Raw genomic sequence first — 24,802 nt, forward strand, 5'->3', positions numbered from 1 at the left:
TCAGCCGTCCGTGCCCAGCACGCCCCGCAGCTCCTCCGGCAGGTGCCGGCTGCACGACTGCTTCGCCTCGCTGGTCAGGGCGTCGCTCTGACACGTGTAGTAGTCGCGGTAGACGAGCTGCGCGGTGAAGGAGGCGGCGACCAGGACGAGGGCCAGCGAGGACGTGACCAGGCCGCTGACCGCGGCGGTGCGCTGCGGGCGGACGGCCGGGTCGGAGGCCGGGGCCGGACGGTCGGGGTCGGTGGCGGTGCGGGGCTTGGCGCGCAGCGAGCTGATGCCCCAGTACAGGGACAGCGCGCCGAGCAGCAGCGCCACGTACGGCCAGCTGAACAGCGCGAAGAACAGGGCCCACATGCCGCACAGGAGCGCATAGCGGGCGCGCCGCTGGACGGGGTCCGTCGGGTCCCAGCGCGGGCCCGGACCGCCGCCCGGTCCCTCGGAGCCGGATCCGCCCGGCCGCTCGCCGAAGCCGCCGGACGACCGGCCGGGCTGCCGGTCGCTCCACTGGCGGCCCCACGGCGAGCGCCCGCCGCCCTGGGAACCCTCACCGTCCTGGGAGCCCTCGCCGCCCGCCGGGTGCCGCGGCTGCCACGGGGAGTCCGGCGTGCCCTCCGGCGGCGGCGCGAACGGGTTGTCGTCCTGGGTCCCGCCGCCCTGCTCGCCGCCGTTCCTCCGGTCCGAGGACGCGTCGGGCGGCGAGGACGGGCGCTCCCGCAGCAGCACGGCGCTGCGCTCTCCTCCCTGCGCCGACTGCTGGGGGAGCGTGAGCAGTCGCAGGCTGCGGTCCGGCATCAAGTGAGCGTCTTCCCCTTGGCGATACGAATCGTGGTTACGAGTGGTCGTGACGGTCGTGACCGTCGTGACGAACGGTGAAGCGAACAGTGGTTCGAACTGCAGGGATGAACCCCCGCCGCCGAACCGGTGGGCACGACTGGTGAACGCGCGGTCCATGAGCGGCGTTCCCGGTCCCGCTCCATCCAGACGCTACCTTCCGGCCACGCCCCCGTCCCGAGGGGGCCGTCCCGTGTGCCGGTATCGTTGCTGACGGTCGGCCGCTTCGTAGACTTCCCCGTATCAGGGGGCGCGAAGCATTCGTACGACTGCACAAACGACCGTACGGACCGACCGCACAGAACCGCTTCCCCGAGAAAGGGCCCCACCGTGGCCGCCAAGCCCGTGGCCAAGCGCCTCGTCGTGCTGGTCTCCGGATCCGGCACCAATCTGCAGGCGCTCCTCGACGAGATCGCCGAAACCGGCGTCGAGGCCTACGGAGCCGAGATCGTGGCCGTCGGCGCCGACCGCGACGGCATCGAGGGGCTCGCGCGCGCCGAGCGCGCCGGACTGCCGACCTTCGTGACGAGGGTCAAGGACTACGGGACCCGCGAGGAGTGGGACGCGGCGCTCGCCGAGGCCGTGGCCGCCCACGAGCCGGACCTCGTCGTCTCGGCCGGGTTCATGAAGATCGTGGGCAAGGAGTTCCTGGCCCGTTTCGGGGGGCGGTTCGTCAACACCCACCCCGCCCTCCTGCCCAGTTTCCCGGGAGCCCACGGCGTGCGCGACGCACTCGCGTACGGCGCCAAGGTCACCGGCTGCACCGTCCACTTCGTCGACGACGGCGTCGACACCGGGCCGATCATCGCGCAGGGCGTGGTGGAGGTCCGGGACGAGGACGACGAGAGCGCGCTGCACGAGCGCATCAAAGAAGTCGAGCGAAGGCTGCTCGTCGATGTCGTGGGGCGTCTCGCCCGCAACGGCTATCGCATTGAGGGACGAAAGGTAGTTATCCAGTGACCGCCGAGAGCAACAAGCGGCCCCTTCGCCGGGCGCTCGTCAGCGTCTACGACAAGACCGGGCTGGAGGAGCTCGCCCGCGGCCTGCACGAGGCGGGCGTGGAGCTCGTCTCCACCGGTTCCACGGCCGCCCGCATCTCCGCCGCCGGCGTCCCGGTCACCAAGGTCGAGGACCTCACGGGCTTCCCCGAGTGCCTGGACGGCCGGGTGAAGACCCTGCACCCCAAGGTCCACGCCGGCATCCTCGCCGACCTGCGCCTGGACAGCCACCGGCAGCAGCTCGCCGAGCTGGGCGTGGAGCCGTTCGACCTGGTCGTGGTCAACCTCTACCCGTTCCGCGAGACCGTCGCCTCGGGCGCCACCCCCGACGAGTGCGTCGAGCAGATCGACATCGGCGGCCCCTCCATGGTCCGCGCCGCCGCCAAGAACCACCCCTCCGTGGCCGTGGTCACCAGCCCCGCCCGGTACGCCGACGTCCTGGCCGCCGCGAAGGACGGCGGCTTCGACCTGGCCGCCCGCAAGCGCCTGGCCGCCGAGGCGTTCCAGCACACGGCCGCCTACGACGTCGCGGTCGCCTCCTGGTTCGCCTCCGAGTACGCCCCGGTCGACGAGTCGCGCTTCCCGGACTTCCTCGGCGCCACGTACGACCGCGCGCACACCCTGCGCTACGGCGAGAACCCGCACCAGCCCGCCGCCCTCTACACCTCGCCCGAGGGCGGCGGCCTCGCGCAGGCCGAGCAGCTGCACGGCAAGGAGATGTCGTACAACAACTACACGGACACGGACGCCGCCCGCCGTGCCGCGTACGACCACGACGAGCCGTGCGTCGCGATCATCAAGCACGCCAACCCGTGCGGCATCGCGGTCGGCGCCGACGTCGCCGAGGCCCACCGCAAGGCGCACGCCTGCGACCCGCTGTCCGCGTTCGGCGGCGTGATCGCCGTGAACCGCCCGGTCAGCAAGGAGATGGCCGAGCAGGTCGCGGAGATCTTCACCGAGGTCATCGTGGCCCCGGACTACGAGGACGGCGCCCTCGAAGCCCTCACCAAGAAGAAGAACATCCGCGTGCTGCGCGCCCCCGAGGCCCCCGCCGCCCCGGTCGAGGTCAAGCCGATCGACGGCGGCGCCCTCCTCCAGGTCGCCGACCGCCTCCAGGCCGACGGCGACGACCCGGCCACCTGGACGCTGGCCAGCGGCGAGGCCCTGCCGGAGGCGGAGCTGGCCGAGCTGGCCTTCGCCTGGAAGGCCTGCCGGGCCGTGAAGTCCAACGCGATCCTGCTCGCCAAGGACGGCGCCTCGGTCGGCGTCGGCATGGGCCAGGTCAACCGGGTCGACTCCTGCCGTCTCGCGGTGGAGCGGGCCGGCGAGGAGCGGGCGCGCGGTGCCTACGCGGCCTCCGACGCGTTCTTCCCGTTCCCCGACGGCCCCCAGATCCTGATCGACGCCGGCGTCCGGGCCATCGTGCAGCCCGGCGGCTCGATCCGTGACGAGCAGGTCGTCGAGGCGGCGAAGAAGGCCGGCGTGACGATGTACTTCACGGGGACGCGGCACTTCTTCCACTGATCCGAAACCAGAGGGGGCCCGCCGGCCCCCTCTGACCTCACAGGGTCACTTCCGGCCGGGCGGGGTGTACTTCTTGAGGTAGTGAGCGACGCGGTCGGCGTAGTCGCGGTACTTCGGGGGAACCCCGGCCGCGTCGTTCACACGCGCGTACGACGTCCGGTAGGAGACGGCGATCAGCACCCGGCGGTCGCCCGGCAGCCCGGCGTCGAGGCGGGGCGTGATCCAGCACAGGTAGCGGCCCATCGCCGGGATGGACTCGGCGGGCGGGAACGGCGGTTCGGGGACCGTCTCCCCGGGGGTGCCGTCGGCGTTCATCCACCAGCGCAGCACGCTCGGCGTCCAGCGGGCGATCCCGTACTCGTCCTTGGCGGGATCGGAGAGGTTCGGGTCGAAGTCGCTCTCCACCCTCAGCATGGCGGCGATCAGGGGCGGGCTGACCTCCGGGCGCTCGCAGTCGTGCGCCGTCTCCACGATCAGCAGCCGGTAGGCGGCCGGGACGCCCCGGTCGGTGCGCAGCTCCTCGGCGCCGTAGGAGGCGGCCGGCACGGCCCCGCCCCGGCCGTCCGCGCCGCCGGGGTCCGAGCGGTCGCCGGCCCAGGTGGTGATGCCGTAGCCGAGCCCGGCGACCACGACGGTGGCCGCCGACGCGGCGAGGACCGTCCGCCGGCCGCCCGTGCGGTGACCGCCCCGTGCGAACGGGCGCCGCAGCAGCGGCAGCCGTCCCGTGCCGCCGCCCGCACCGTCCGCACCGCCCGTGGCGGCCTCCACCCGGCGCAGCAGCGCCTCGGTGCCGATGCGGTCGGCGTGCGTACGGGTCAGACAGGACCGCACGATGTCCCGCCAGGCGTCCGGCAGTTCGGGCGACAGGCGCAGTTCGTCGGTGCCCCGGGCGTAGGCGGCGGCCGCGTCGCGGCGGGTTGCCGGGGTGGCGCCGGGCAGCGGGAAGGAGCCCGTGAGGACCAGGTGGGCGAGGACGCCGAAGGCCCACACGTCCGCGGACGGGCGGATCCGGCGGCCGCGTTCGCCGATCTCCGACCACAGCAGCTCGGGCGGGGTGTAGTCGGGCGTGGAGAAGGCGGGCGTGTAGGCGTGGGTGCCCTCCAGCTCGGCGGCCATGTTGAAGTCGGCGAGCCGCACCGAACCGTCCGCCATCAGCAGCACGTTGGCCGGCTTCAGATCGCCGTGCACCCAGCCCGCCCGGTGCAGCTGGGCGAGCCCCGCGCAGACCTGGGCGAGCAGCGCGGGCCCGGCGGGCGGCCGGGGCTCCGCGGCCAGCCGGGCGGACAGGGAGCCCTCCGCCTTCTCCAGGACGAGGACGGTGGCGCCGTCCAGCCGCGGGTCGGCCGGGTCGTCGACGGTGAGGGTCTCGTACATCCGGATCAGCCGGGGCCGCTTCAGCCGGCGCAGCAACTCGACCTCGCGCTCGATCAGTTCGCGCAGGTGAGCGAGTTGCCGGGGGGTGTCCGTGCCGGTCGGCAGGAACTTCAGGGCGGCGGTCCGCGGCAGCTGCCCGCCGCCGTCGCCGGTGCGGCGGGCGGCGTACACGCTGCCGAAGGCGCCCGTGGCGATCGGCTCGCGCACCTCCCAGACGCCCACCCGGTACCCCTTCGGCACGGGCACCGCGTACGGCTCGCTCACCGGTGCGCCTGTCCGGAGGGCTCCGTGAGGATCACCAGGTCGTCCTCGCGGACCAGGTCGAAGCGGAGCGCCAGGGAGACCAGCGACTCCTTCTTGCCGTTCAGCCGAGGCCCCGGCTCGGCCGTCTCCGGGCCCGGCTTCAGGCGCAGCTTCACGGCCAGGTAGTCGATGTTCCACTGCACCGACGTGCGCGAGGCGGCCGGCCAGGTCGGGCGGAGCCGTTCGACGACCTGGTCCATGGTCGGCAGCGGGGCGTGCGGCGCGCCGCGCAGCCGGGGCTCGCACAGCGCGGCCAGGACCGCGAAGTAGCGCTTGGTGCGGTCGACGGAGAAGGCGGGGGCGGTCGGTTCGCCGTCGGCGCCGTCCTCGGCGCGCAGGTAGTCGTGGCGGGGCGCCCACACCTCGACCGGCAGCAGATCGCCTGCGGCGGGCAGCACGATCCGGGAGAACTCGAAGGGCACGGGCGCCTCCAGGCGCCCCGGTGCCACCTTGATGTGCTCGCCCGCGCCCTCCGGGTTCTCCACCACGTACGTCTGGTGGCCCGAGAGGTTGCTCAGGGCCCAGAAGGTGCCGTGGGCGGTGATCTCACCGGCTCTGCGGGAGACCCCGTCGTGCTCGATCAGCAGGCCGCCGGCGGGCACGGACCGTCCGAAGACGAGCCGCTCGCCGGGGGCGAGGCGGAGCTGGGTGCGGCTGCGTTCGTCCTCCGTGGTCGGCGGAGGTACCACGATGATGCTGTACAAGGTGCGTCTCCCCGTGCCTGACGGCTACCCACGCCAGACTAGGGCGACGCACCAGGGCCGTGTCTCCCCTCGTACGGGTGAGACACGGCCCTTGGGTGTGTTTGGCGCGAACTGTTCAGTCGCCGGGGCGCGTTCAGTAGCGCGGGCGGCTGAACCAGGCAGTACCGCTGGGCACCACCGGAGCGGCGGTGATGACGGCGCCGAAGACGACCCACAGCAACGGGAAGATGATCGCCGAGGCCAGGCCCGAGTCGAGGCCGACGAAGAGGAGCAGCAGACCGACGATGGTGCCGAGCGCGCCGTAGATGACCGTGGTGATGCGGACACCCTGGCCGCCGCGGCCGAACTTGACGCCCAGGGTGATGGACAGGGCCGCCAGCGCGAGCAGGAAGATCGCGATGCCGGCGATGAGCCCGGCCGCGGCGTCACCCAAGTCACCGAGGTCGCTGAACGGATCGTCGGAGGACGTGCTCAGCGAGTCCGCCGAGTCCGACACGTCGTTCACGAAGGCGGCGACGTACAGGTAGATCAGGCCGCCGATGATCTGCACGGCCGAGATGATGTACAGGAACACCCGGGCCGTCACCAGCAGCCCCGGCATCGACTGCGGCATCATCTGGTTCGCGCCGGGGTAGCCGGGATACGCCTGCTGCTGCGGGAAGCCGTAGCCCTGCTGCGGCGCGCCGGGGGGCTGCTGGGGGTATCCGTAGCCGGGAGCGGCCGGCGGCTGCGCGGGTGGGGGCCCGTAGGGATTGTTCGGGTCGCCGAAACTCATGGCGGTCCTTCCTCCGATGTGCTCCATGTGCGGGGACGCGCGGCACGGTTCGGAGGAAGTTTCTACAGGTGGTTGCGGTTCGTCCCCCCGGTACTGCCCGCGGCACTGTGCTGCCCCATGGTTCTCGACCGCCACTGGCTTGTCCAGCCGCATTCGCGAGGTGTTGTGCAAGTGCAACATCCATGATCAATACCGGACACGGGGGACGTGTCCCGTGGTGCCCGGATGCTTCCCGGGCGGTGCCCGGACGGCGGCCGGATTGGAACAGGGGGCCGGTCATCCGCGAGGATGGGGGCATGACCGCCCAGATTCTCGATGGCAAGGCCACCGCAGCCGCGATCAAGTCCGAACTGGCCGCCCGCGTGGCGGCGCTGAAGGAGAAGGGCGTCACGCCCGGCCTCGGCACCGTCCTGGTCGGCGACGACCCCGGCAGCCAGAAGTACGTCGCCGGGAAGCACCGCGACTGCGCCCAGGTCGGCATCGCCTCCATCCAGCGCGAACTTCCGGGCACGGCGACCCAGGAGGAGATCGAGGCGGTCGTCCGCGAGCTGAACGAGGACCCGGCCTGCACCGGGTACATCGTGCAGCTGCCGCTGCCCAAGGGCATCGACGAGAACCGCATCCTGGAACTGATGGACCCGGACAAGGACGCGGACGGCCTGCACCCGATGAACCTCGGCCGCCTCGTCCTCAACGAGCCCGCGCCGCTGCCCTGCACCCCCAACGGCATCCTCACCCTGCTGCGCCGCTACGGCGTGGAGATCAAGGGCGCGGAGGTCGTGGTCGTCGGCCGCGGCGTCACCATCGGCCGCCCGATGCCGCTGCTGCTCACCCGGCGCAGCGAGAACGCCACGGTGACCCAGTGCCACACCGGCACCCGTGACCTGTCCGCCCACCTCAAGCGCGCCGACATCATCGTGGCCGCCGCCGGCTCCCCGCACCTGGTCCGCGCCGAGGACGTCAAGCCGGGCGCGGCCGTCCTCGACGTCGGCGTCTCGCGCAACGCCGAGGGCAAGATCGTGGGCGACGTCCACCCGGACGTCGCCGAGGTGGCCGCCTGGATCTCCCCGAACCCCGGCGGCGTCGGCCCGATGACCCGGGCCCAGCTGCTCGTCAACGTGGTCGAGGCGGCGGAGCGCAGTGCCGGCTGAGGCGGACGCCGAGCGGCCGGAGGAGGCCACGGCCCGGGACGCCGTCAGCGCGCCCGACGCCGAGGGCAGGCCGCGGCGCACCACGCGTCGTTTCCCGTTGTTCACGCGCGACACCGCGCGCCCCGAGGGCGGCGGCCGGGCCGCCTCCGGCGACGCCCCCGCGCCCGCCCGGCAGTGGCCCGTGCTCACCGTGATCTGCCTGGTCGGCCTCGGCCTGCTGCTGACCGCGCTGGACGTGTTCCGCTACGGCACGCTGCTGATCGGCGTCGCGCTGCTGGCGGGCGCCGGGCTGCGCTGGGTCGTGCCGGACGTCGGCATGCTCGCCGTGCGTTCCCGTTTCACGGACATCGCCACCTACGGCGTGCTCGGCCTCGCCATCGTCCTGCTGGCGATGATGGCCCAGCCGAACCCGTTGCTGGAGATCCCGTTCCTCAAGGACACCCTGCACTTCACGGTCAGCCAGTAGGCGGCACCGGCCCGAAGAGCCGGAGAACGGCGGCCCGTCCTCTCCCCCGTGGGAGGACGGGCCGCCGCCGTGACCAACCCTCCTGCACGTCGAACGGCCTGTTCAACGGCTGTCAGGGCGCTGTGGCACGGAAGTGACCGTTCCGCTACGGAGTCCGGGAGAGACGGGGCCCGTGTGCCCGACGTGACCGCACATGTGCGATCCGTGTGCGGAAGTATTGACAAGTTCGCGGATTTGCTGCCAAGTCGTTCAAGGACGGGGTTAGCGTGGTCAATCGGGACGTCCGTGGCGTCCCGTACGACGGGCCGGGGGGTGGCGTCACGACGGCCGGGGTTCCGTGCGGTGCCGGGGAACGCCGGCGGGGGTTCTGTTCGATGCACAGGAACGCCGGTGGGACACTGGACCACGAGCCGGTGGGCGTGCGACGGTGCATGCTCGCGGCTTCTGCGCACCCGTGCGCCCCCACCCCGGGAACTGAGATCCTGACCGGGCGCATCCCTGTGGGTAGCCAGAACGGGACTCTGCGCGGGACGCCACGCGCGGGGGCCGAGCGGGGGACCGAAACAGCACGTCACCGGGGGGAAGAGGGGGGAAGCAATGCCTCGTTGGAGGGCCTTGCCGGATGAACTCGATCCGCAGATCAGAGAGTTCGTCGGCCAGTTGCGCCGACTCGTGGACCGCAGCGATCTGAGCATTGCGGCGGTGGCGGACGCCACGGGCTACAGCAAGACGTCCTGGGAGCGCTATCTCAACGGCCGTCTGCTGGCCCCGAAGGGCGCCATCGTGGCCCTGGCCGAGGTGACGGGGACCAATCCCGTCCACCTGACCACCATGTGGGAGCTGGCCGAGCGTGCCTGGAGCCGCTCGGAGATGCGGCACGACATGACCATGGAGGCCATCCGGATCTCCCAGGCGCGTGCCGCGCTCGGCGAACTGGGCACGCCCCCGGCGAACTCCCGCAGCGGCAAGGGCGGCAAGACGGGCAGCAAGGGCGGCAGCGCCACGATCAGCCCCGGGGTCGCCGGTCCGGCGGGTGTGTCGCCGACGCTGCCGCCGGTCGTGCCCGCGCAGCCGACGGCCGCCGACAGCGCCGACTCGGCCGGCCGCGCGGTCCGCGGCGGCGGCTCGTCCGCCCCCTCGGCCGGTGCCTCCGACGGCAACTCGTGGGGCCTCGCCGGCTACCGGGGACCGTCGCCGTCCGGTGGCCGCAGGGCCGGGACCGCGGGCGTCGGGGCCGGGACCGCGGGCCTCGGTGGCGGCGCGCGGGTGGCGCACGACGCGGGCGTTCCGGCCGCGTCCGCCGTTCCCCGGGGTGCCGATGCCGGCGGCGCGTACGGGGAGCCCCCGCGGGCGGGGAGTCGTTCGCGCGGGTCCTCCGGCGGCGGCAGGCGGATGACGACGTTCGTCGCGGGCGTCGTCGGCGTGCTCGTCGTCGTCGCGGGTGCCTTCTTCCTGCTGAACGACGGCGGCGAGAAGGAGAACGAGGGCGGGAAGGCGTCCCCGTCCCCCACCGTCAGCACCAACCCCGAGCTGCCGCCGGGGGTGAAGTGCAGCGGTGACCTCTGCACCGGCAAGGACGCGGAGATCATGGGCTGCGGCGGCGACCTGGTGACCACGGCCAGCACCGCCACCGTCGGCACCGCCGTCGTCGAGGTTCGCTACAGCAAGACCTGCGGCACCGCGTGGGGCCGGGTCACCCAGGCCGGCCAGGGCGACGAGGTGCAGGTCAGCGCGGACGGCAAGAACCGGCAGACGGGCTCGATCACGGCTGCCGGCGACACGGTCGCATACACGCCCATGGTGGCGGTCAAGAACGCCGCCGAGGCCAAGGCCTGCGTGACGCTCGCGTCGGGCCAGAAGGGCTGCACGCAGTAGCGGACAGACCGGGAGGACGGGGACGACCCCCGGAAGACGCGGACCGACCCCTGAAGACACGGACGACCCGGACGGCCCTGGAAACCCGCAGAAAGAATCCGTTCGGAGCAGGCATGGGCGGGGGCGGCCCGGGCACGCGAACAGTACCCCCACGGGAGTCCGGCAACGGTATCCCCCAACGGCGGTCGCCTTCGTCCCTCCTCTCCCGGACAGGCGGCCGCCTCTTCTTCTGCCCGCGCGGCGGCGGCCTCCCGGGCCGGCCCGCCGAGTGGGCGGTCCTGTGGGACGGGCCACACCGACCCGGACGTCCGGGATCCCGAGGGCGCGATAGCCTGACCGCTGGATCTATCTTGACGCCAAGAGATCGATCATCTGTACGTCCCACCCGGGGCAGGGACCGCCCCACCGCCAGCTGTCATACGGAGAACGCCATGACCCGCACTCCCGTGAACGTCACCGTCACCGGCGCGGCCGGCCAGATCGGTTACGCCCTGCTCTTCCGCATCGCCTCCGGCCAGCTGCTCGGCGCGGACGTGCCGGTCAGGCTGCGCCTGCTGGAGATCACCCCGGCGCTCAAGGCCGCCGAGGGCACCGCGATGGAGCTGGACGACTGCGCGTTCCCGCTCCTGCAGGGCATCGACATCACCGACGACCCGAACGTGGCCTTCGACGGCGCCAACGTCGCCCTCCTCGTGGGCGCCCGCCCCCGCACCAAGGGCATGGAGCGCGGTGACCTCCTGGAGGCCAACGGCGGCATCTTCAAGCCGCAGGGCAAGGCCATCAACGACCACGCCGCGGACGACATCAAGGTGCTCGTCGTCGGCAACCCGGCCAACACCAACGCGCTGATCGCCCAGGCCGCCGCCCCGGACGTGCCGGCCGAGCGCTTCACCGCGATGACCCGCCTGGACCACAACCGCGCCCTGACCCAGCTGTCGAAGAAGACCGGCGTCCCGGTCTCGGAGATCAAGCGCCTCACCATCTGGGGCAACCACTCCGCCACCCAGTACCCGGACATCTTCCACGCCACGGTCGCCGGCAAGAACGCCGCCGAGGTCGTGGGCGACGAGAAGTGGCTGGCCGACGACTTCATCCCGACCGTCGCCAAGCGCGGTGCCGCCATCATCGAGGCCCGCGGCGCCTCCTCGGCCGCCTCCGCCGCCAACGCCGCCGTCGACCACGTCCACACCTGGGTCAACGGCACCGCCGAGGGCGACTGGACCTCCATGGGCATCCCGTCGGACGGCTCCTACGGCGTCCCGGAGGGCCTGATCTCCTCCTTCCCGGTCACCTGCAAGGACGGCAAGTACGAGATCGTCCAAGGCCTGGACGTCAACGAGTTCTCCCGCGCCCGCATCGACGCCTCCGTCAAGGAGCTGTCGGAGGAGCGCGAGGCGGTCCGCGGTCTCGGCCTCATCTGAGTCCCGCAGCGATCGGGCCGCTCGTCGGCCCGCCCACGGGCCCCGTTCCGGATTGCCGCCGGAACGGGGCCCGTTCCCGTTTCCGTTCCCCTTGCCGCGGGTCACCGCCGGGATTCCGGACCGCTCCCCAGCCGCTTCTCGAACCAGTGCCCGGCGTACACGTGGTCGGTGTACGCCGGGATCTCCGTGTAGCCGCACGCCTGGTACATCGCCTGCGCCTCGGTGAGCACGGCGTGCGTGTCGAGCCGTACGACGGTGAGACCACGGGCGGCCGCCTCGCCCTCCAGGGCGTCGAGCAGCCGGCGCGCCAGCCCCAGCCGCCGGGCCCCGGGGTCCACCCACACGTGCTTGATCTCGCCGACGCCGGGCTCCAGCCGCCGCAGCGCGCCGCAGCCGACCGGCCGGCCCTCCTCGTACGCGACGAAGAACGCCCCGGCGTCCCCCGACACCTCCTCGGGGCCCACGAGGTCGGACTTGTCGAACCCCTCGGGGAAGCGCGCGTCCAGGTCGGCGGCGTACGCGTCCAGACAGGCGCGCGCGTCCGGTGCGTGACCGTCGACCCGTTCGACGGTGATGCCGGCCAGCCGCAGCAGGCGCTGGGCGGTCGCCAACGCCTCGGTCAGCTCCCGGCGCTGGTCCGGGGCGAGCCCCTGCAGCAGCCCGGCCGTGAGCGCGCCGGCCCGCCGGTTCTGCTCCTCGACCTCGGCCCGGCCGGCGGGGGTCGGCTCGACCGTGCGCAGCCGGCTGTCGTCCGGGTGCACGCCCAGCCGGACCATGCCCTGGGCCTGGAGCGTCCTGACCATGCGGCTGAGATACCCGGCGTCCAGGCCGAGGCGGCCGCGCAGGTCCCGCAGGGAGACGCCGGCCTCGCTCCCGGCGATCTCGTAGAGCAGCCGGGCCTCGCCGAGCGGGCGGTCCTGGCCCAGGTAGTGGTCGTCGAGGACGCCGATACGGCGTGTGAAGTAGCGGTTGAAACGGCGGAACGCCGTCACGTCGTCGGTCGACACTGGCTCCATATTTCTTTGACTTTAGTCAAAGGAAATGCCGGGGTCCAGTGGCGTTCCGTCCCTTTTATCGCTCTTGTCAGTGACACGGGGCACTTTCGGCCGCCGATTCCGCATGCCCCCGGAGGCGCAGGGCAGGGGGCCCACGGTCCTGGGAGTGACACGTGTGTGACACAGGGACGCCGAACAGCGACGGAAGGCAAAAACCGGATCATGGCGGACGGAACGGAACTCCAGGCGGAGCGGAAGCGCGGCACCATCCACGCGGGAGGCGAGTGGCACGAGGCGTCCTCCGGCGGCACGCGCGAGATCCTCGACCCCGCGGACGCCCGGCCGTTCGCCGTGGTCTCGGAGGGCGACGAGAAGGACGCCGACCTCGCGGTGGCCGCCGCGCGCCGCGCCTTCGACGAGGGCGGCTGGCCGCACACCCCGGTCGCCGAACGCGCCGCGCTCCTGCGCCGCGTGGCCGGCCTCCTCGTCCGTGACCGCGAGAAGCTCGGCCTGCTGGAGAGCCGGGACGCGGGCAAGACCGTCGAGGAGGGCCGCGTCGACATCGACTGCGTCGCCGACGCCTTCCGCTACTTCGCGGACCTGGTCGCCGCCGAGGCCCCGGGCCGGGTCGTCGACGCCGGCTCGCCCGACGTCCACAGCGTCGTCGTGCACGAGCCGGTCGGCGTCTGCGCGATGATCACGCCCTGGAACTATCCCCTGCTCCAGGCCAGTTGGAAGATCGCGCCCGCGCTCGCCGCCGGCAACACCTTCGTGATCAAGCCCAGTGAGATCACGCCGCTCACCACGGTCGCCCTCATCGACCTGCTGATCGAGGCCGGTCTCCCCGCCGGCGTCGCCAACATCGTCACCGGCCCGGGCCACACGGTCGGCGCCCGGCTCGCCGAGCACCCCGACGTCGACCTCGTCTCCTTCACCGGCGGCCTCGCCAGCGGCACCAAGGTCGCCCGGGCCGCCGCCGTCACCGTCAAGAAGGTCGCCCTCGAACTCGGCGGCAAGAACCCCAACGTCGTCTTCGCCGACGCCTGCGCCACCGAGGAGGGCTTCGACACCGCCGTCGACCAGGCCCTCAACGCGGCCTTCATCCACAGCGGCCAGGTCTGCTCCGCGGGCTCCCGCCTGATCGTCGAGGAGCCGGTCCGCGAACGCTTCGTCGCCGAACTCGCCCGCCGCGCCGAGAGGATCCGCCTCGGCCGCGGCACCGAGGACGGCGTCGAGTGCGGCCCCCTCGTCTCCGAGCAGCAGCGTGCGAAGACCGAGGAGTACGTCGCCTCCGCGCTGGCCGAGGGCGCGGTGCTGCGCTGCGGCGGCAGGCGCCCCGAGCCGTCCCCCCAGCGGCCGCAGAGCGGCTACTTCTACGAGCCGACCGTGCTCGACCACTGCCACCGCGGGATGCGTGTCGTCCGCGAGGAGGTCTTCGGACCCGTCCTCACCGTCGAGACCTTCCGCACCGAGGACGAGGCCGTCGCCCTCGCCAACGACACCGAGTACGGCCTCGCCGGCGCCGTGTGGACCGCGGACGCGGGCCGGGCCCGCCGGGTCGCCGGCCGGCTGCGGCACGGCACCGTCTGGATCAACGACTTCCACCCCTACCTCCCGCAGGCGGAGTGGGGCGGCTTCGGCAAGAGCGGCACCGGCCGCGAACTCGGCCCCGCCGGCCTCGCCGAGTACCGCGAGACCAAGCACGTCTACCAGAACCTCGCGCCGAAGCCCGTCCGCTGGTTCGCCGGCTGAACTGCCCGCCCCCCGCAAAACCTCCTCGTCCCCACGCACCACAGGAGTCCCCCCATGCCCGAGACCCCCCGTGTCTACGACTACGTCGTCATCGGCGGCGGCACCGCGGGCTCGGTCATCGCCTCCCGGCTGACCGAGAACCCGGACACCACCGTCGCCGTCATCGAGGGCGGCCCCAGCGACGTCGGCCGCGACGACGTCCTGACGCTGCGCCGCTGGATGGGCCTGCTCGGCGGCGAACTGGACTACGACTACCCGACCACCGAACAGCCGCGCGGCAACTCCCACATCCGGCACAGTCGCGCCCGCGTGCTCGGCGGCTGCTCGTCGCACAACACGCTCATCGCCTTCAAGCCGCTGCCGTCCGACTGGGACGAGTGGGAGGCCGCCGGCGCCAAGGGCTGGGGCGCGGTGCAGATGGAGGCGTACTACGCCCGCCTCCTGAACAACATCGTCCCCGTCGACGAGAAGGACCGGAACGCCATCGCCCGCGACTTCGTCGACGCCGCCCAGAAGGCGCTCCAGGTCCCCCGGATCGAGGGCTTCAACAAGAAGCCGTTCACCGAGGGCGTCGGCTTCTTCGACCTCGCCTACCACCCGGAGAACAACAAGCGCTCGTCGGCGTCGGTGGCGTACCTCCACCCGGTGATGGACGAACGCCCCAACCTGACGATCCTGCTGGAGACCTGGGCGTACAAGCTGGAGCTGAACGGCAACCGCGCCGAGGGCGTCCACGTCCGCACCAAGGACGGCGAGGAGTTCCTCGTCCGCGCCCGCAACGAGGTCGTGCTGTGCGCCGGCGCCGTCGACTCGCCCCGCCTGCTGCTGCACTCCGGAATCGGTCCGCGTGAAGACCTCGAAGCGCTCGGCATACCCGTGGTCCACGACCTGCCCGGCGTCGGCGAGAACCTGCTCGACCACCCCGAGTCGGTGATCGTCTGGGAGACGAACGGCCCCATCCCGGACAACTCCGCGATGGACTCCGACGCCGGCCTGTTCGTGCGCCGCGACCCCGCCCACGCGGGCCCGGACCTGATGTTCCACTTCTACCAGATCCCGTTCACGGACAACCCGGAGCGACTGGGCTACGAGCGGCCGGAGTTCGGCGTCTCGATGACCCCCAACATCCCCAAGCCGAAGAGCCGCGGCCGCCTCTACCTGACCAGCGCCGACCCGGAGGTCAAGCCCGCGCTCGACTTCCGCTACTTCACCGACGAGGACGACTACGACGGCCGTACCCTCGTCGACGGCATCCGCATCGCCCGCGAGATCGCCAAGGCCGAGCCGCTGGCCGGCTGGCTCAAGCGGGAGGTGTGCCCGGGCCCGGGCATCACCGGCGACGAGGAACTGAGCGAGTACGCCCGCAAGGCCGCCCACACCGTCTACCACCCGGCCGGCACCTGCCGCATGGGCGCCGCCGACGACGAGCAGGCGGTCGTCGACCCCGAGCTGCGCATCCGCGGCCTGGAGGGCATCCGCGTCGCCGACGCCTCCGTGTTCCCGACCATGCCGGCCGTGAATCCGATGATCGGCGTGCTCATGGTCGGGGAGCGGGCCGTCGAGCTGATCGGCGGTGATGCCCGATGAGTACCGCCACCGGCACCAGTACGCCGCCGGATACCACGCGGTCCTCGGCCCCGGTCTTCTCCGTGGACGGCCTGTGGAAGGTCTTCGGCCCGAAGGCCGGCCGCGTCCCCGCCGACCCCGCACTGGCCGCCCTCACCCCGGCCGAGCTGCGCTCCCGCACCGGCTGCACGGCCGCCGTCCGGGACGTCTCCTTCGACGTGCGCAAGGGCGAGGTGTTCGTCGTCATGGGCCTGTCCGGCTCCGGCAAGTCCACGCTGGTGCGCTGCCTGACCCGGCTGATCGAGCCGACCGCGGGCACCATCGCCATCGACGGCGAGGACGTCCGCGCCATGGACAAGGCCCGGCTGCGCGAACTGCGCCGCCACCGCGCCGCCATGGTCTTCCAGCACTTCGGCCTGCTCCCGCACCGCACCGTCCTCGACAACGTGGCCTACGGCCTCCAGGTCCAGGGCATGGGCCGCGCCGAGCGGCGCGAGCGGGCCGCCCGGGTCGTCGCCAAGGTCGGCCTGGAGGGGCTGGAACACCGCCGTCCGGGCCAGCTCTCCGGCGGCCAGCGGCAGCGCGTCGGCCTCGCCCGCGCCCTCGCCGCCGACCCCGAGGTCCTGCTCTTCGACGAGCCGTTCAGCGCGCTCGACCCGCTGATCAGGCGCGAGATGCAGGAGGAGGTCGTCCGGCTGCACCGCGAGGAGGGCCGCACGATGGTCTTCATCACCCACGACCTCCAGGAGGCCCTGAAGCTGGGCGACCGCATCGCCCTGATGCGCGACGGCCGTGTCGTACAGCTCGGCACCCCCGAGGAGATCGTCGGCTCGCCCGCCGACGACTACGTGCGCGAGTTCGTCCGCGACGTACCGCGCGAGCAGGTCATGACGGTCCGTACGGCCATGCGTCCCGCGTCGTCCTCCGACGAGACCGACGGCGGCCCGGCCCTGCGGCCCGACGCCACCGTGTCCGAGGCCATCGAGGCCGTCGCCCGCGCCGGCTCGGCCGCCCGCGTCATGTCCGACGGCCGCTGCCTGGGCGTGGTCGACGCGGAAGCGCTGCTGTCGGTCGTGGCGGGCACAGCCGACGTGGCTGCGGGCAGTCGTGCCGCTGGGGCGATGGGGGTCCCCCCGCTCGAGCGAAGCCGAGAGCGGGGGAGGGTGGGCGCAGCGGCACCGGCCGAGCGCCGTGAGCCGACCGCCCCGGCCACCCCCAGCGAGGAGCCGGTGTAATGGCAACGATCACTGCAACGGCCCAGAAGGCGTCGCCGCCGGGCATCCTCGCCAACCGAGCCGTCCGCAAGCTCCTGATCCTCGCGGCCGCCGCCGCGATCCTCGTACCGCTGGCCCACGCCCAGTGGTCCAGCGGCACCTGGCCGGCCGCCTTCACCGTCGACGTATCCGAACCGCTCGGCAAGGCCAGCGACTGGATCATCGACAACCGGGACGGCCACCCCCTGTTCCTGTACTTCTTCGGCCACGTCAGCAACGCCGTCGTCCTGTCCGTACGCGCCGTCTACCTGGCGCTGCTCGCCGTGGGCTGGGCGGGCGTCACGGCCGTCGGCGCCCTCGTCGCCTGGCGGGTCGCCGGCGTGAAGCTCGCGCTCGGCACGGCGGCGGCGTTCCTGGCCTGCGGGCTGCTCGGCATGTGGGTGCCGACCATGCAGACCCTCGCCCTGATGGTCGTCGCGGTCCTCGCGTCCGTCGTCGCCGGCGCGCTGCTGGGGCTGGCCGCCGGGCTGTCCGACCGGATGGACCGTGTCCTGCGCCCGGTCCTGGACACCATGCAGGTGCTGCCGGCCTTCGCCTACCTGCTGCCCGTCGTCCTGGTCTTCGGCATCGGCGTACCCGCCGCCGTCCTCGCCACCGTCGTCTACGCCGCCCCGCCCATGGCGCGGCTCACCGCCCTCGGCCTGCGCGGCGCCGACAAGGAGGTCCTGGAGGCCGTCGAGTCCCTCGGCACCACCGCCCGCCAGCGACTGCTGACCGCCCGCATCCCGCTGGCCCGCAGGGAACTCCTCCTCGGCCTCAACCAGACGATCATGATGGCCCTCTCCATGGCGGTCATCGCGTCGGTCATCGGCGCCGGCGGCCTCGGCGACCGCGTCTACCAGGCACTGGCCTCCGTCGATGTCGGCGCCGCCCTCGCGGCCGGCATCCCGATCGTGCTGCTCGCCGTCGTCCTGGACCGGGTCACGGGAGCGGCGGGGGAGCGGCTGGTGGACGACGCCCCGGCGGCTCCCGCCCAGTGGGCCTACGCCCTGGCCGCCGCCGTCGCCGTGGCGGTCGCCGGCCGGCTCGCCGGGCTCCTGGAGTGGCCCGAGGCGTGGGAGGCGAACATCGCCGAGCCGGTCAACCGCGCCGTCGACTGGATGACCGCGCACCTGTACTCCGGCGTGCCCGTCGTCGGCGGCACCGCCGACTGGGCCGGCCGCTTCACCACCTGGGTCCTCGACCCGCTCCGAGACGGCCTGCAGTGGCTGCCCTGGTGGTCCGTGCTGCTGATCGTCGCCGCCCTGGCCTGGCTGATCGGCACCTGGCGCACCGCGCTCACCGCCGTCCTCGCCCTGGCCGCGATCGGTGTGCTCGGGGTGTGGAAGCCGTCCCTGGACACGCTCTCGCAGGTCCTCGCGGCCGTCGCCGTCACCCTCGTCATCGGCTTCGCCACCGGCATCGCCGCCGCCCGCAGCGACCGCTTCGAGCGGTGGCTGAGGCCCGTGCTGGACGTGTTCCAGACGATGCCGCAGTTCGTGTACCTGATCCCGGTCGTCGCCCTGTTCGGCGTCGGCCGCGCGCCGGCCGTGGCCGCCGCGGTCGTCTACGCCCTCCCGGCCGTCGTCCGCATCACCGCCCAGGGACTGCGCCAGGTCGACCCCGCCGCCCTGGAGTCGGCCCGCTCGCTCGGCGCCACCAGCGGGCAGCAACTGCGGCAGGTCCAGCTCCCGCTGGCCCGGCCGGCCCTGCTGCTCGCCGTCAACCAGGGCGTCGTGCTCGTCCTCGCGGTCGTCATCATCGGCGGCCTGGTCGGCGGCGGCGCCCTCGGCTACCAGGTCGTCTTCGGCCTGGCGCAGGGCGATCTGGCGACCGGCCTGGTGGCCGGCGCGGCGATCGTCTGCCTCGGCCTGATGCTCGACCGGGTGACCCAGCCGACCGGACGCCGTACGGCGAAGGGAGCCTGACATGCGACTGCGTACGACCGCCGTGGTGGGCTCGCTGGTGCTGCTGACCGGCTGCGGCGCCGCCGACATGACCCAGCAGGCGTCCCCGTTCGCGAACGCCCGGGGCACCAAGACCGTCACCCTGTCCGTGCAGTCCTGGGTCGGCGCCCAGGCCAACGTCGCCGTCGCCCAATACCTGCTGGAGCACGAGCTCGGCTACCGCGTCGACACCGTCCAGGTCGACGAGGTCCCCGCCTGGGACGCGCTCAGCCAGGGCCGGGTCGACGCCATCCTGGAGGACTGGGGCCACCCCGAGCAGGAGCAGCGGTACGTCGAGGACAAGAAGACGATCGTGAACGGCGGCGGCCTCGGAGTCACCGGACACATCGGCTGGTTCGTCCCCACGTACTTCGCCGAGGAGCACCCGGACGTCACGGACTGGAAGAACCTCGACAAGTACGCCGGCCTGCTCCGCACCCCGGAGAGCGGCGGCAAGGGCCAGCTGATGGACGGCTCCCCGTCCTACGTCACGAACGACCAGGCCCTGGTGAAGAACCTGGACCTGGACTACAAGGTCGTCTTCGCGGGCTCCGAGGCCGCCCAGATCACCCAGATCAAGCAGTTCGCCAAGGAGAAGAAGCCCTTCCTGACCTACTGGTACTCCCCGCAGTGGCTGTTCGAGAAGGTCCCGATGACGGAGGTGAAGCTGCCGCCGTACGAGGAGGGCTGCGACGCCGACCCCGCGAACGTCGACTGCGCCTACCCGCACACCCCGTTGCAGAAGTACCTCAACGCCGGCTTCGCGAAGGACGGCGGCGAGGCGGCGGCGTTCCTGAAGAAGTTCAGGTGGACGACCGAGGACCAGAACGAGGTCTCCCTGATGATCGCCGAGCAGAAGCTGTCCCCCGAGGAGGCGGCGAAGAAGTGGGTGGACAGCCACGAGTCCGTCTGGAAGGCGTGGCTGCCCTGACCCTCACTTCACGAGCTGTCCCGCGATCTCCCGCAGCGCCCCGGCAGCGCGCCGCTGGAGGCCCGGCCCGAACGTGATCCGGGTGGCCCCGAGTTCGCCGAGTTCGGCGGGCGAGGGGCCGACCCCGGGCGTGGCCACCACGTTGACCGGCCCCTGGATCCCCGCCCGCAGCAGCGGCAGGACGGAGTGCGGGGCGGCGATCGGATACACGCAGTCGGCGCCCGCGGCGACGTAGAGCGCTGCCCGCTCGATGGCCCGGTCCGGATCGTCGATCCCGCGGACGAACGTGTCGACGCGGGCGTTGACGAAGAGCCGTTCCGCGGCCTCGGAGCGCACCTCGGCCAGCCACTCGGCGTGCTCCTGCGGGTCCTTGAGCTCCCCGCGCACGGAGTCCTCCAGGTTGCAGCCCACGGCTCCCGCCTCCAGCAGCCGCTCCACCAGCTCCTTCGGCGCGAGCCCGTACCCGTCCTCCACGTCCGCCGACACCGGTACGTCCACCGACCGGGTGATCCGGGCGACCGCCGCGAACATCTCGTCCGCGGGGGTCTGCCCGTCCTCGTACCCGAGGGAGGCGGCGACCCCGGCGCTGGGCGTCGCCAGCGCCGGGAACCCGGCCTCGGCGAACACGCGGGCGCTCGCCGCGTCCCAGGGGCCGGGCAGGACCAGGGGGTCGTCCGGGGCACGGCCGTGGTGGAGGGCGCGGAAGACGTCCGCATGGCTCATGGTGCATAACCTCCCGGCGGAATGCGGCGGCTGACCATCACACGGTTCCAGCCGTTGATCACGGCGACCAGCCCTGTGAGGTGCGCCAGTTCCGCGTCGGTGAAACGGGCGGCGGCCCGCTCGTACACCTCGTCGGGCACGAAACCGTCCGTGAGGACCGTCACCGCCTCCGTCAGCGCGAGCGCGGCCCGCTCCCGCTCGTCGAAGACGTCCCCGGCCTCCTCCCACGCTTCGAGAAGATCGAGTTGCTTCTCGCTCACACCGCTCTTGCGGGCGATGGTGAGGTGCATGTCCAGGCAGAAGGCGCAGTGGTTGATCTGCGAGGCGCGGATCATCACCAGCTCGGCGAGCGCCGGGTCGCCGAGCCCCTTCTTCGCGGCCGCGCTCAGCGCGGACATGGCCTGGGCGACCTCCCGGTCGAGCAGCGTCGTACGAGCCGTCACGCGTGCTGTCCCGGCTGGTAGTGCCCCGGCGTCATCCGGCACGTCACGCCGAACCGGTTCCAGGCGTTGATCACCGCGATCGCGGAGATCAGCTGTGCCAGCTCGGCCTCCTCGAAGTGCTTCGCGGCCTTCTCGTACACCTCGTCCGGCACGAACCCGTCCGTCAGGACGGTCACCGCCTCGGTCAGCTCCAGGGCGGCGAGTTCCTTCTCGGTGTAGTAGTGCCGCGACTCCTCCCACGCGTTCAGCAGGATGATCCGCTCGACGCTCTCGCCGGCCGCGAGCGCGTCCTTGGTGTGCATGTCGATGCACAGGGCGCAGTGGTTGATCTGCGAGGCGCGGATCTTCACCAGTTCGTAGAGCTTCGGGTCCAGACCCTGCCGGGCAGCGGTGTCGAGCTTGATCATCGCCTTGTAGACCGCCGGGGCGTGCTCGGCCCAGCGCAGGCGGACGGGCAGCTCGGAGGCGTATGCGGTGGACGTGTCCTCGGTGTAAGTCGTCATGCCTCGACCCTAGGGAGGAAGCAGCCCAGGAGTATGGTCCACTTCCATGGCAGAACAGTGGGCCACCTTGGGCGTCGACCTGCACCTGGAACCGACCGGTCCGGGGCTGCGCCGCGGGCTGACCGACGCGCTGCGCGAAGCCGTCCGCACCGGCCGGCTCGCGCCCGGCACGCGGCTGCCGTCCTCCCGCTCCCTCGCCGCCGACCTCGGCATCGCCCGCAACACCGTCGCCGACGCCTACGCCGACCTCGTCGCCGAGGGCTGGCTCACCGCTCGGCAGGGTTCCGGCACCCGGGTGGGCGATCGCACGGTCGTCCCGCCGGCCGGCTCGGCGCACCGCCGCCGTGAGCCGGCCCGACCCGCCCACGACCTGCGCCCCGGCACCCCCGACCTCGCCTCCTTCCCGCGCGCGGAGTGGCTGAAGGCCACCCGCCGTGCCCTCACCACCGCCCCGAACGACGCCCTCGGCTACGGCGACCCCCGCGGCCGCCCCGAGCTGCGCTCCGCGCTCGCCGGCTACCTCGCCCGGGCCCGCGGCGTCCGCGCCGACCCGCAGCGCATCCTGGTCTGCGGCGGGTTCGCGCACGGTCTGACGGTGCTCGGCGCGGTGCTGCGCGCCCGCGGCGTGCGCACCGTCGCCGTCGAGTCCTACGGCCTCGGCGTGCACCGCGACCTGCTGACCGCGGCCGGCCTGCGCACCGTCCCGCTGCCCTTCGACGAACGGGGCACCGACCCCGGACCGCTGAAGGACGAGGGCGCCGTGCTGCTCACCCCCGCCCACCAGTTCCCGATGGGCGCGCCCCTGCACCCCGACCGCAGGGCGGCCGTCGTGGACTGGGCCCGGCGCACCGGCGGCCTGGTCCTGGAGGACGACTACGACGGGGAGTTCCGCTACGACCGCCAGCCCGTCGGCGCCCTCCAGGGCCTGGACCCCGACCACGTGGTCTACCTGGGCACCGCCAGCAAGTCCCTGGCGCCCGGCCTCCGGCTGGCCTGGGCGGTGCTGCCGCCGGGCCTCGCCGACGAACTCACCGCGGCCAGGGGCGGCCTCGACACCTGCGGGGTGCTGGACCAGCTCACCCTGGCCGAGTTCCTCACCTCCGGCGCCTACGACCGGCACGTGCGCTCCGCCCGCCTGCGCTACCGCCGCCGCCGCGACGCCCTGGTCGCGGCGCTCGCCGAACGCGCCCCCGAGGTCCGGGCCACCGGCATCGCCGCCGGTCTGCACGCCGTCCTGCGGCTGCCGCCCGGCACCGAGGCGTCGGTGGTCCGCTCGGCCGCCTGGCAGGGCCTGGGCCTGTACGGACTGTCCTTCTTCCGCCACCCGGAAGCGGTGACGGAACCGCTGGACGCCGTGGTCGTCGGCTACGGCACCCCGCCCGACCACGCCTGGGCGGGGGCGCTGGACGCGCTGTGCCGTGCGCTGCCGTAGAGTCCAGGCCCGGCGGCGGCCATACACTCGATCGGCCCAACTGTCGTACACCTGCACGGACAACGGGGAGACAAGGACATGGCAGAGACCCGGCGACGGCTGCGGTCGAGCACCGTGGTGCTCGGCGGCATGGGGGTCCTCGCGGCGGCCCTGAGCGCGTGCGGCTCGGACCCGGACCGCCGCTGCGTGGACCGCGACAGCTACGACTACCTCAACGGGTACAAGATCGTCGCCGACAAGAACTGCAAGTCGTCGGGCTCCTCCTCCGGCAAGGGACGCAAGACCGGCGCCGCGAAGCGGGTGACGAACGCCGACTGGTACTACGACGCCGAGGTCACCGGCGGCTGGGCCGACTACGGCACCTTCAGCCGTGACGAGGCCGTCGACCGCGGCGGCTTCGGCTGCTCCGGCTCCGGCAGCGGCGGCGGCTGAGCCGTGGAGCGCCGTACCATCGACCCCCGCCCCGGCTGGCAGCAGACCGTCGAGGAACAGGGGTGCATCTACCCCCTGACCCGCTACCCCGACGACTCCCTGCGCCCCTACTGGGACGAGAGCGCCTACTACGTCTTCAGCCTGGAGGAGGTCGAGGCGCTGGAGGAGGTCGTCGAGGAACTCCACCGCATGTGCCTGGCCGCTGCCGAGCACATCGTCACCGCCGACCGCTTCGCCGACCTCGGTATCACCGACCCGCGCGTGGCCCGCGCGGTCGCCGAGGCATGGCACCGCCGCGCCGAACTGCCCTCCGTCTACGCCCGCTTCGACCTGCGCTACGACGGCACCGGCCCGGCCAAGCTCCTGGAGTACAACGCCGACACCCCCACCTCCCTCGTGGAGGCCGCCTCCCCGCAGTGGTTCTGGATGGAGGAGCGCTTCCCCGGCGCCGACCAGTGGAACTCCCTCCACGAGCGCCTGATCGACGCCTGGAAGAAGCAGGCCGCCCTGCTCCCGCCCGGCAGCCCCCTGTACTTCGCACACTCCTCCGCCGACGAACTCGGCGAGGACCTGATGACGGTCGCCTATCTCAAGGAGACCGCCGAACAGGCCGGCCTCGACACCGACTGGATCTCCATGGAGGAGATCGGCTGGGACCGCCTGTCCGGCCGCTTCGTCGACAACAAGCTCCGCTTCATCCGCAGCATCTTCAAGCTCTACCCCTGGGAATGGCTCACCACCGACCGCTTCGCCGGCCACGTCCTGGACACCCTCGACAACGGCGGCGGCACCGGCAGCACCCTGTGGATCGAGCCCGCCTGGAAGATGCTGCTCAGCAACAAGGCCCTGCTGGCCATCCTCTGGGAGCTGTACCCCGGCCACCCCAACCTCCTCCCCGCCCACCTGGACGGCCCACGGGAGCTGGCGCACACCACCGGCTACGTCGCCAAGCCGCTGCTGGGCCGCGAGGGCGCGGGCGTCACGGTCCACCGCCCCGGCACCGAGGCGGTCACCCGCACCGAGCCCTGCTGCTACCAGGAACTGGCCCCGCTGCCCGACTTCGACGGCAACCGGGTGGTCCTGGGCGCCTGGGTGGTGGAGAACGAGTCGGCGGGACTGGGCATCCGGGAGTCCAAGGGCCTGATCACGGACGAGTACGCCCGCTTCCTGCCGCACGTGATCCTGTGACGCCCCCGTAGGGGACACCGCCGCCCGCATGGTGGACGCCGGACCACGGCACTCCGTGCCGCCCGGTAGGCTGCTCACGGGCCGTGACTGGCGCGCTGGGATGGGACCAACCATCGGGAAGCGGCCCCCGGACCCGTCGGGTCCGGCACATGTGCCGTGCGCCTGGGCCTTGGGCCCTGTCGTCACGTCAGGGCCTACCGTGAACGCTGAACGCAA

General features: G+C 72.7%; 22 protein-coding genes and 1 riboswitch. Of the genes, 14 read left to right on the forward strand and 8 right to left on the reverse strand.

Going from position 1 to position 24,802, the window contains the following annotated elements; genetic code table 11:
- A complete protein-coding gene (locus H0H10_RS28825) occupies positions 1-792 on the reverse strand; it encodes a hypothetical protein (protein WP_188184054.1) in 792 nt (263 codons plus the stop codon).
- Between the two features lie 369 nt (positions 793-1,161).
- Here H0H10_RS28825 and purN point away from each other — a divergent pair, with 369 nt between their 5' ends.
- Positions 1,162-1,791: a phosphoribosylglycinamide formyltransferase gene (gene purN, locus H0H10_RS28830; RefSeq protein WP_188184055.1), complete on the forward strand. Its 630-nt coding sequence runs from the start codon at positions 1,162-1,164 to the stop codon at positions 1,789-1,791.
- Entirely contained in the window at positions 1,788-3,353 is a 1,566-nt protein-coding gene (gene purH / locus H0H10_RS28835) for a bifunctional phosphoribosylaminoimidazolecarboxamide formyltransferase/IMP cyclohydrolase (protein ID WP_188184056.1), read from the forward strand. The genes purN and purH overlap by 4 nt, the downstream gene beginning before the upstream one ends.
- Positions 3,354-3,398: 45 nt before the next feature.
- Here purH and H0H10_RS28840 read toward each other — a convergent pair whose 3' ends face one another.
- The 3 genes from H0H10_RS28840 to H0H10_RS28850 form a co-directional block, all read right to left on the reverse strand.
- Positions 3,399-4,991 (reverse strand): serine/threonine protein kinase, encoded by a 1,593-nt coding sequence (locus tag H0H10_RS28840; protein WP_188184057.1) that lies wholly within the window; start codon positions 4,989-4,991, stop codon positions 3,399-3,401.
- Entirely contained in the window at positions 4,988-5,734 is a 747-nt protein-coding gene (locus H0H10_RS28845; RefSeq protein ID WP_188184058.1) for an FHA domain-containing protein, read from the reverse strand. Before H0H10_RS28845 ends, H0H10_RS28840 begins: the two co-directional genes overlap by 4 nt.
- Positions 5,735-5,867: 133 nt before the next feature.
- Positions 5,868-6,509 carry a hypothetical protein gene (locus tag H0H10_RS28850; protein ID WP_188184059.1) on the reverse strand — a complete coding sequence of 214 codons (642 nt, stop codon included), beginning with the start codon at positions 6,507-6,509 and terminating at the stop codon, positions 5,868-5,870.
- Between the two features lie 296 nt (positions 6,510-6,805).
- Between H0H10_RS28850 and H0H10_RS28855 the strand changes: the two genes are divergently transcribed.
- The 4 genes from H0H10_RS28855 to H0H10_RS28870 all read left to right on the forward strand — a co-directional run bounded on the left by H0H10_RS28855 (position 6,806) and on the right by H0H10_RS28870 (position 11,422).
- Positions 6,806-7,660 (forward strand): bifunctional methylenetetrahydrofolate dehydrogenase/methenyltetrahydrofolate cyclohydrolase, encoded by an 855-nt coding sequence (locus H0H10_RS28855; protein WP_077800383.1) that lies wholly within the window; start codon positions 6,806-6,808, stop codon positions 7,658-7,660.
- Positions 7,650-8,126 (forward strand): DUF3017 domain-containing protein, encoded by a 477-nt coding sequence (locus H0H10_RS28860; protein WP_188184060.1) that lies wholly within the window; start codon positions 7,650-7,652, stop codon positions 8,124-8,126. The genes H0H10_RS28855 and H0H10_RS28860 overlap by 11 nt, the downstream gene beginning before the upstream one ends.
- 615 nt (positions 8,127-8,741) lie before the next feature.
- Positions 8,742-10,001 (forward strand): helix-turn-helix domain-containing protein, encoded by a 1,260-nt coding sequence (locus H0H10_RS28865; protein ID WP_223180563.1) that lies wholly within the window; start codon positions 8,742-8,744, stop codon positions 9,999-10,001.
- A 431-nt stretch (positions 10,002-10,432) separates the two neighbouring features.
- A complete protein-coding gene (locus H0H10_RS28870; protein WP_188184062.1) occupies positions 10,433-11,422 on the forward strand; it encodes a malate dehydrogenase in 990 nt (329 codons plus the stop codon).
- A gap of 101 nt (positions 11,423-11,523) precedes the next feature.
- Here H0H10_RS28870 and H0H10_RS28875 read toward each other — a convergent pair whose 3' ends face one another.
- Positions 11,524-12,438 carry a helix-turn-helix domain-containing GNAT family N-acetyltransferase gene (locus tag H0H10_RS28875; protein ID WP_188184063.1) on the reverse strand — a complete coding sequence of 305 codons (915 nt, stop codon included), beginning with the start codon at positions 12,436-12,438 and terminating at the stop codon, positions 11,524-11,526.
- Between the two features lie 201 nt (positions 12,439-12,639).
- Here H0H10_RS28875 and H0H10_RS28880 point away from each other — a divergent pair, with 201 nt between their 5' ends.
- From H0H10_RS28880 to H0H10_RS28900, 5 genes are read left to right on the forward strand one after another with little or no spacing between them, the layout of a single operon-like run.
- Positions 12,640-14,169, forward strand: a complete 1,530-nt coding sequence (locus H0H10_RS28880; RefSeq protein ID WP_188184064.1) for an aldehyde dehydrogenase family protein — start codon at positions 12,640-12,642, stop codon at positions 14,167-14,169.
- Positions 14,170-14,223: 54 nt separating this feature from the next.
- Positions 14,224-15,756, forward strand: coding sequence for a GMC family oxidoreductase (locus tag H0H10_RS28885; RefSeq protein ID WP_188184065.1), 1,533 nt, complete (start codon positions 14,224-14,226; stop codon positions 15,754-15,756).
- Positions 15,753-16,970, forward strand: a complete 1,218-nt coding sequence (locus tag H0H10_RS28890) for a quaternary amine ABC transporter ATP-binding protein (RefSeq protein ID WP_188184066.1) — start codon at positions 15,753-15,755, stop codon at positions 16,968-16,970. Before H0H10_RS28885 ends, H0H10_RS28890 begins: the two co-directional genes overlap by 4 nt.
- Complete coding sequence (locus H0H10_RS28895) at positions 16,970-18,916, forward strand: ABC transporter permease (protein WP_188184067.1); 1,947 nt, start codon at positions 16,970-16,972, stop codon at positions 18,914-18,916. The genes H0H10_RS28890 and H0H10_RS28895 overlap by 1 nt, the downstream gene beginning before the upstream one ends.
- Before the next feature lies 1 nt (position 18,917).
- Positions 18,918-19,865: an ABC transporter substrate-binding protein gene (locus H0H10_RS28900; RefSeq protein WP_188184068.1), complete on the forward strand. Its 948-nt coding sequence runs from the start codon at positions 18,918-18,920 to the stop codon at positions 19,863-19,865.
- Between the two features lie 3 nt (positions 19,866-19,868).
- Here the strand turns inward: H0H10_RS28900 and H0H10_RS28905 are convergent, their stop codons facing one another.
- From H0H10_RS28905 to H0H10_RS28915, 3 genes are read right to left on the reverse strand one after another with little or no spacing between them, the layout of a single operon-like run.
- Positions 19,869-20,588 carry an isocitrate lyase/PEP mutase family protein gene (locus H0H10_RS28905; protein WP_188184069.1) on the reverse strand — a complete coding sequence of 240 codons (720 nt, stop codon included), beginning with the start codon at positions 20,586-20,588 and terminating at the stop codon, positions 19,869-19,871.
- Complete coding sequence (locus tag H0H10_RS28910) at positions 20,585-21,031, reverse strand: carboxymuconolactone decarboxylase family protein (protein WP_188184070.1); 447 nt, start codon at positions 21,029-21,031, stop codon at positions 20,585-20,587. Before H0H10_RS28910 ends, H0H10_RS28905 begins: the two co-directional genes overlap by 4 nt.
- Positions 21,028-21,534 (reverse strand): carboxymuconolactone decarboxylase family protein, encoded by a 507-nt coding sequence (locus tag H0H10_RS28915; RefSeq protein WP_188184071.1) that lies wholly within the window; start codon positions 21,532-21,534, stop codon positions 21,028-21,030. The genes H0H10_RS28910 and H0H10_RS28915 overlap by 4 nt, the downstream gene beginning before the upstream one ends.
- A 46-nt stretch (positions 21,535-21,580) precedes the next feature.
- Between H0H10_RS28915 and pdxR the strand changes: the two genes are divergently transcribed.
- The 3 genes from pdxR to H0H10_RS28930 all read left to right on the forward strand — a co-directional run bounded on the left by pdxR (position 21,581) and on the right by H0H10_RS28930 (position 24,586).
- The gene (gene pdxR / locus H0H10_RS28920; protein WP_188184072.1) at positions 21,581-22,966 is read left to right on the forward strand and encodes a MocR-like pyridoxine biosynthesis transcription factor PdxR; all 1,386 of its coding nucleotides are present in this window, start codon (positions 21,581-21,583) and stop codon (positions 22,964-22,966) included.
- Positions 22,967-23,044: 78 nt separating this feature from the next.
- Positions 23,045-23,398 carry a hypothetical protein gene (locus H0H10_RS28925; protein ID WP_188184073.1) on the forward strand — a complete coding sequence of 118 codons (354 nt, stop codon included), beginning with the start codon at positions 23,045-23,047 and terminating at the stop codon, positions 23,396-23,398.
- Between the two features lie 3 nt (positions 23,399-23,401).
- Complete coding sequence (locus tag H0H10_RS28930) at positions 23,402-24,586, forward strand: glutathionylspermidine synthase family protein (RefSeq protein ID WP_188184074.1); 1,185 nt, start codon at positions 23,402-23,404, stop codon at positions 24,584-24,586.
- Between the two features lie 73 nt (positions 24,587-24,659).
- A riboswitch (ZMP/ZTP riboswitch) is annotated at positions 24,660-24,761 on the forward strand.
- The last annotated feature ends 41 nt before the right edge of the window (positions 24,762-24,802 follow it).

The organism is Streptomyces griseicoloratus, assembly GCF_014534645.1.
Lineage (GTDB): Bacteria > Actinomycetota > Actinomycetes > Streptomycetales > Streptomycetaceae > Streptomyces > Streptomyces griseicoloratus.

Excerpts from the sequence above, each read along its gene's own strand:
- H0H10_RS28825 (WP_188184054.1), bottom strand. The coding sequence starts at position 792 with ATGCCGGACCGCAGCCTGCGACTGCTCACGCTCCCCCAGCAGTCGGCG.
- H0H10_RS28850 (WP_188184059.1), bottom strand. The coding sequence starts at position 6,509 with ATGAGTTTCGGCGACCCGAACAATCCCTACGGGCCCCCACCCGCGCAG.
- H0H10_RS28855 (WP_077800383.1), top strand. The coding sequence starts at position 6,806 with ATGACCGCCCAGATTCTCGATGGCAAGGCCACCGCAGCCGCGATCAAG.
- H0H10_RS28870 (WP_188184062.1), top strand. The coding sequence starts at position 10,433 with ATGACCCGCACTCCCGTGAACGTCACCGTCACCGGCGCGGCCGGCCAG.
- H0H10_RS28875 (WP_188184063.1), bottom strand. The coding sequence starts at position 12,438 with ATGGAGCCAGTGTCGACCGACGACGTGACGGCGTTCCGCCGTTTCAAC.
- H0H10_RS28880 (WP_188184064.1), top strand. The coding sequence starts at position 12,640 with ATGGCGGACGGAACGGAACTCCAGGCGGAGCGGAAGCGCGGCACCATC.
- H0H10_RS28885 (WP_188184065.1), top strand. The coding sequence starts at position 14,224 with ATGCCCGAGACCCCCCGTGTCTACGACTACGTCGTCATCGGCGGCGGC.
- H0H10_RS28890 (WP_188184066.1), top strand. The coding sequence starts at position 15,753 with ATGAGTACCGCCACCGGCACCAGTACGCCGCCGGATACCACGCGGTCC.
- H0H10_RS28895 (WP_188184067.1), top strand. The coding sequence starts at position 16,970 with ATGGCAACGATCACTGCAACGGCCCAGAAGGCGTCGCCGCCGGGCATC.
- H0H10_RS28900 (WP_188184068.1), top strand. The coding sequence starts at position 18,918 with ATGCGACTGCGTACGACCGCCGTGGTGGGCTCGCTGGTGCTGCTGACC.
- H0H10_RS28905 (WP_188184069.1), bottom strand. The coding sequence starts at position 20,588 with ATGAGCCATGCGGACGTCTTCCGCGCCCTCCACCACGGCCGTGCCCCG.
- H0H10_RS28915 (WP_188184071.1), bottom strand. The coding sequence starts at position 21,534 with ATGACGACTTACACCGAGGACACGTCCACCGCATACGCCTCCGAGCTG.
- pdxR (WP_188184072.1), top strand. The coding sequence starts at position 21,581 with ATGGCAGAACAGTGGGCCACCTTGGGCGTCGACCTGCACCTGGAACCG.
- H0H10_RS28925 (WP_188184073.1), top strand. The coding sequence starts at position 23,045 with ATGGCAGAGACCCGGCGACGGCTGCGGTCGAGCACCGTGGTGCTCGGC.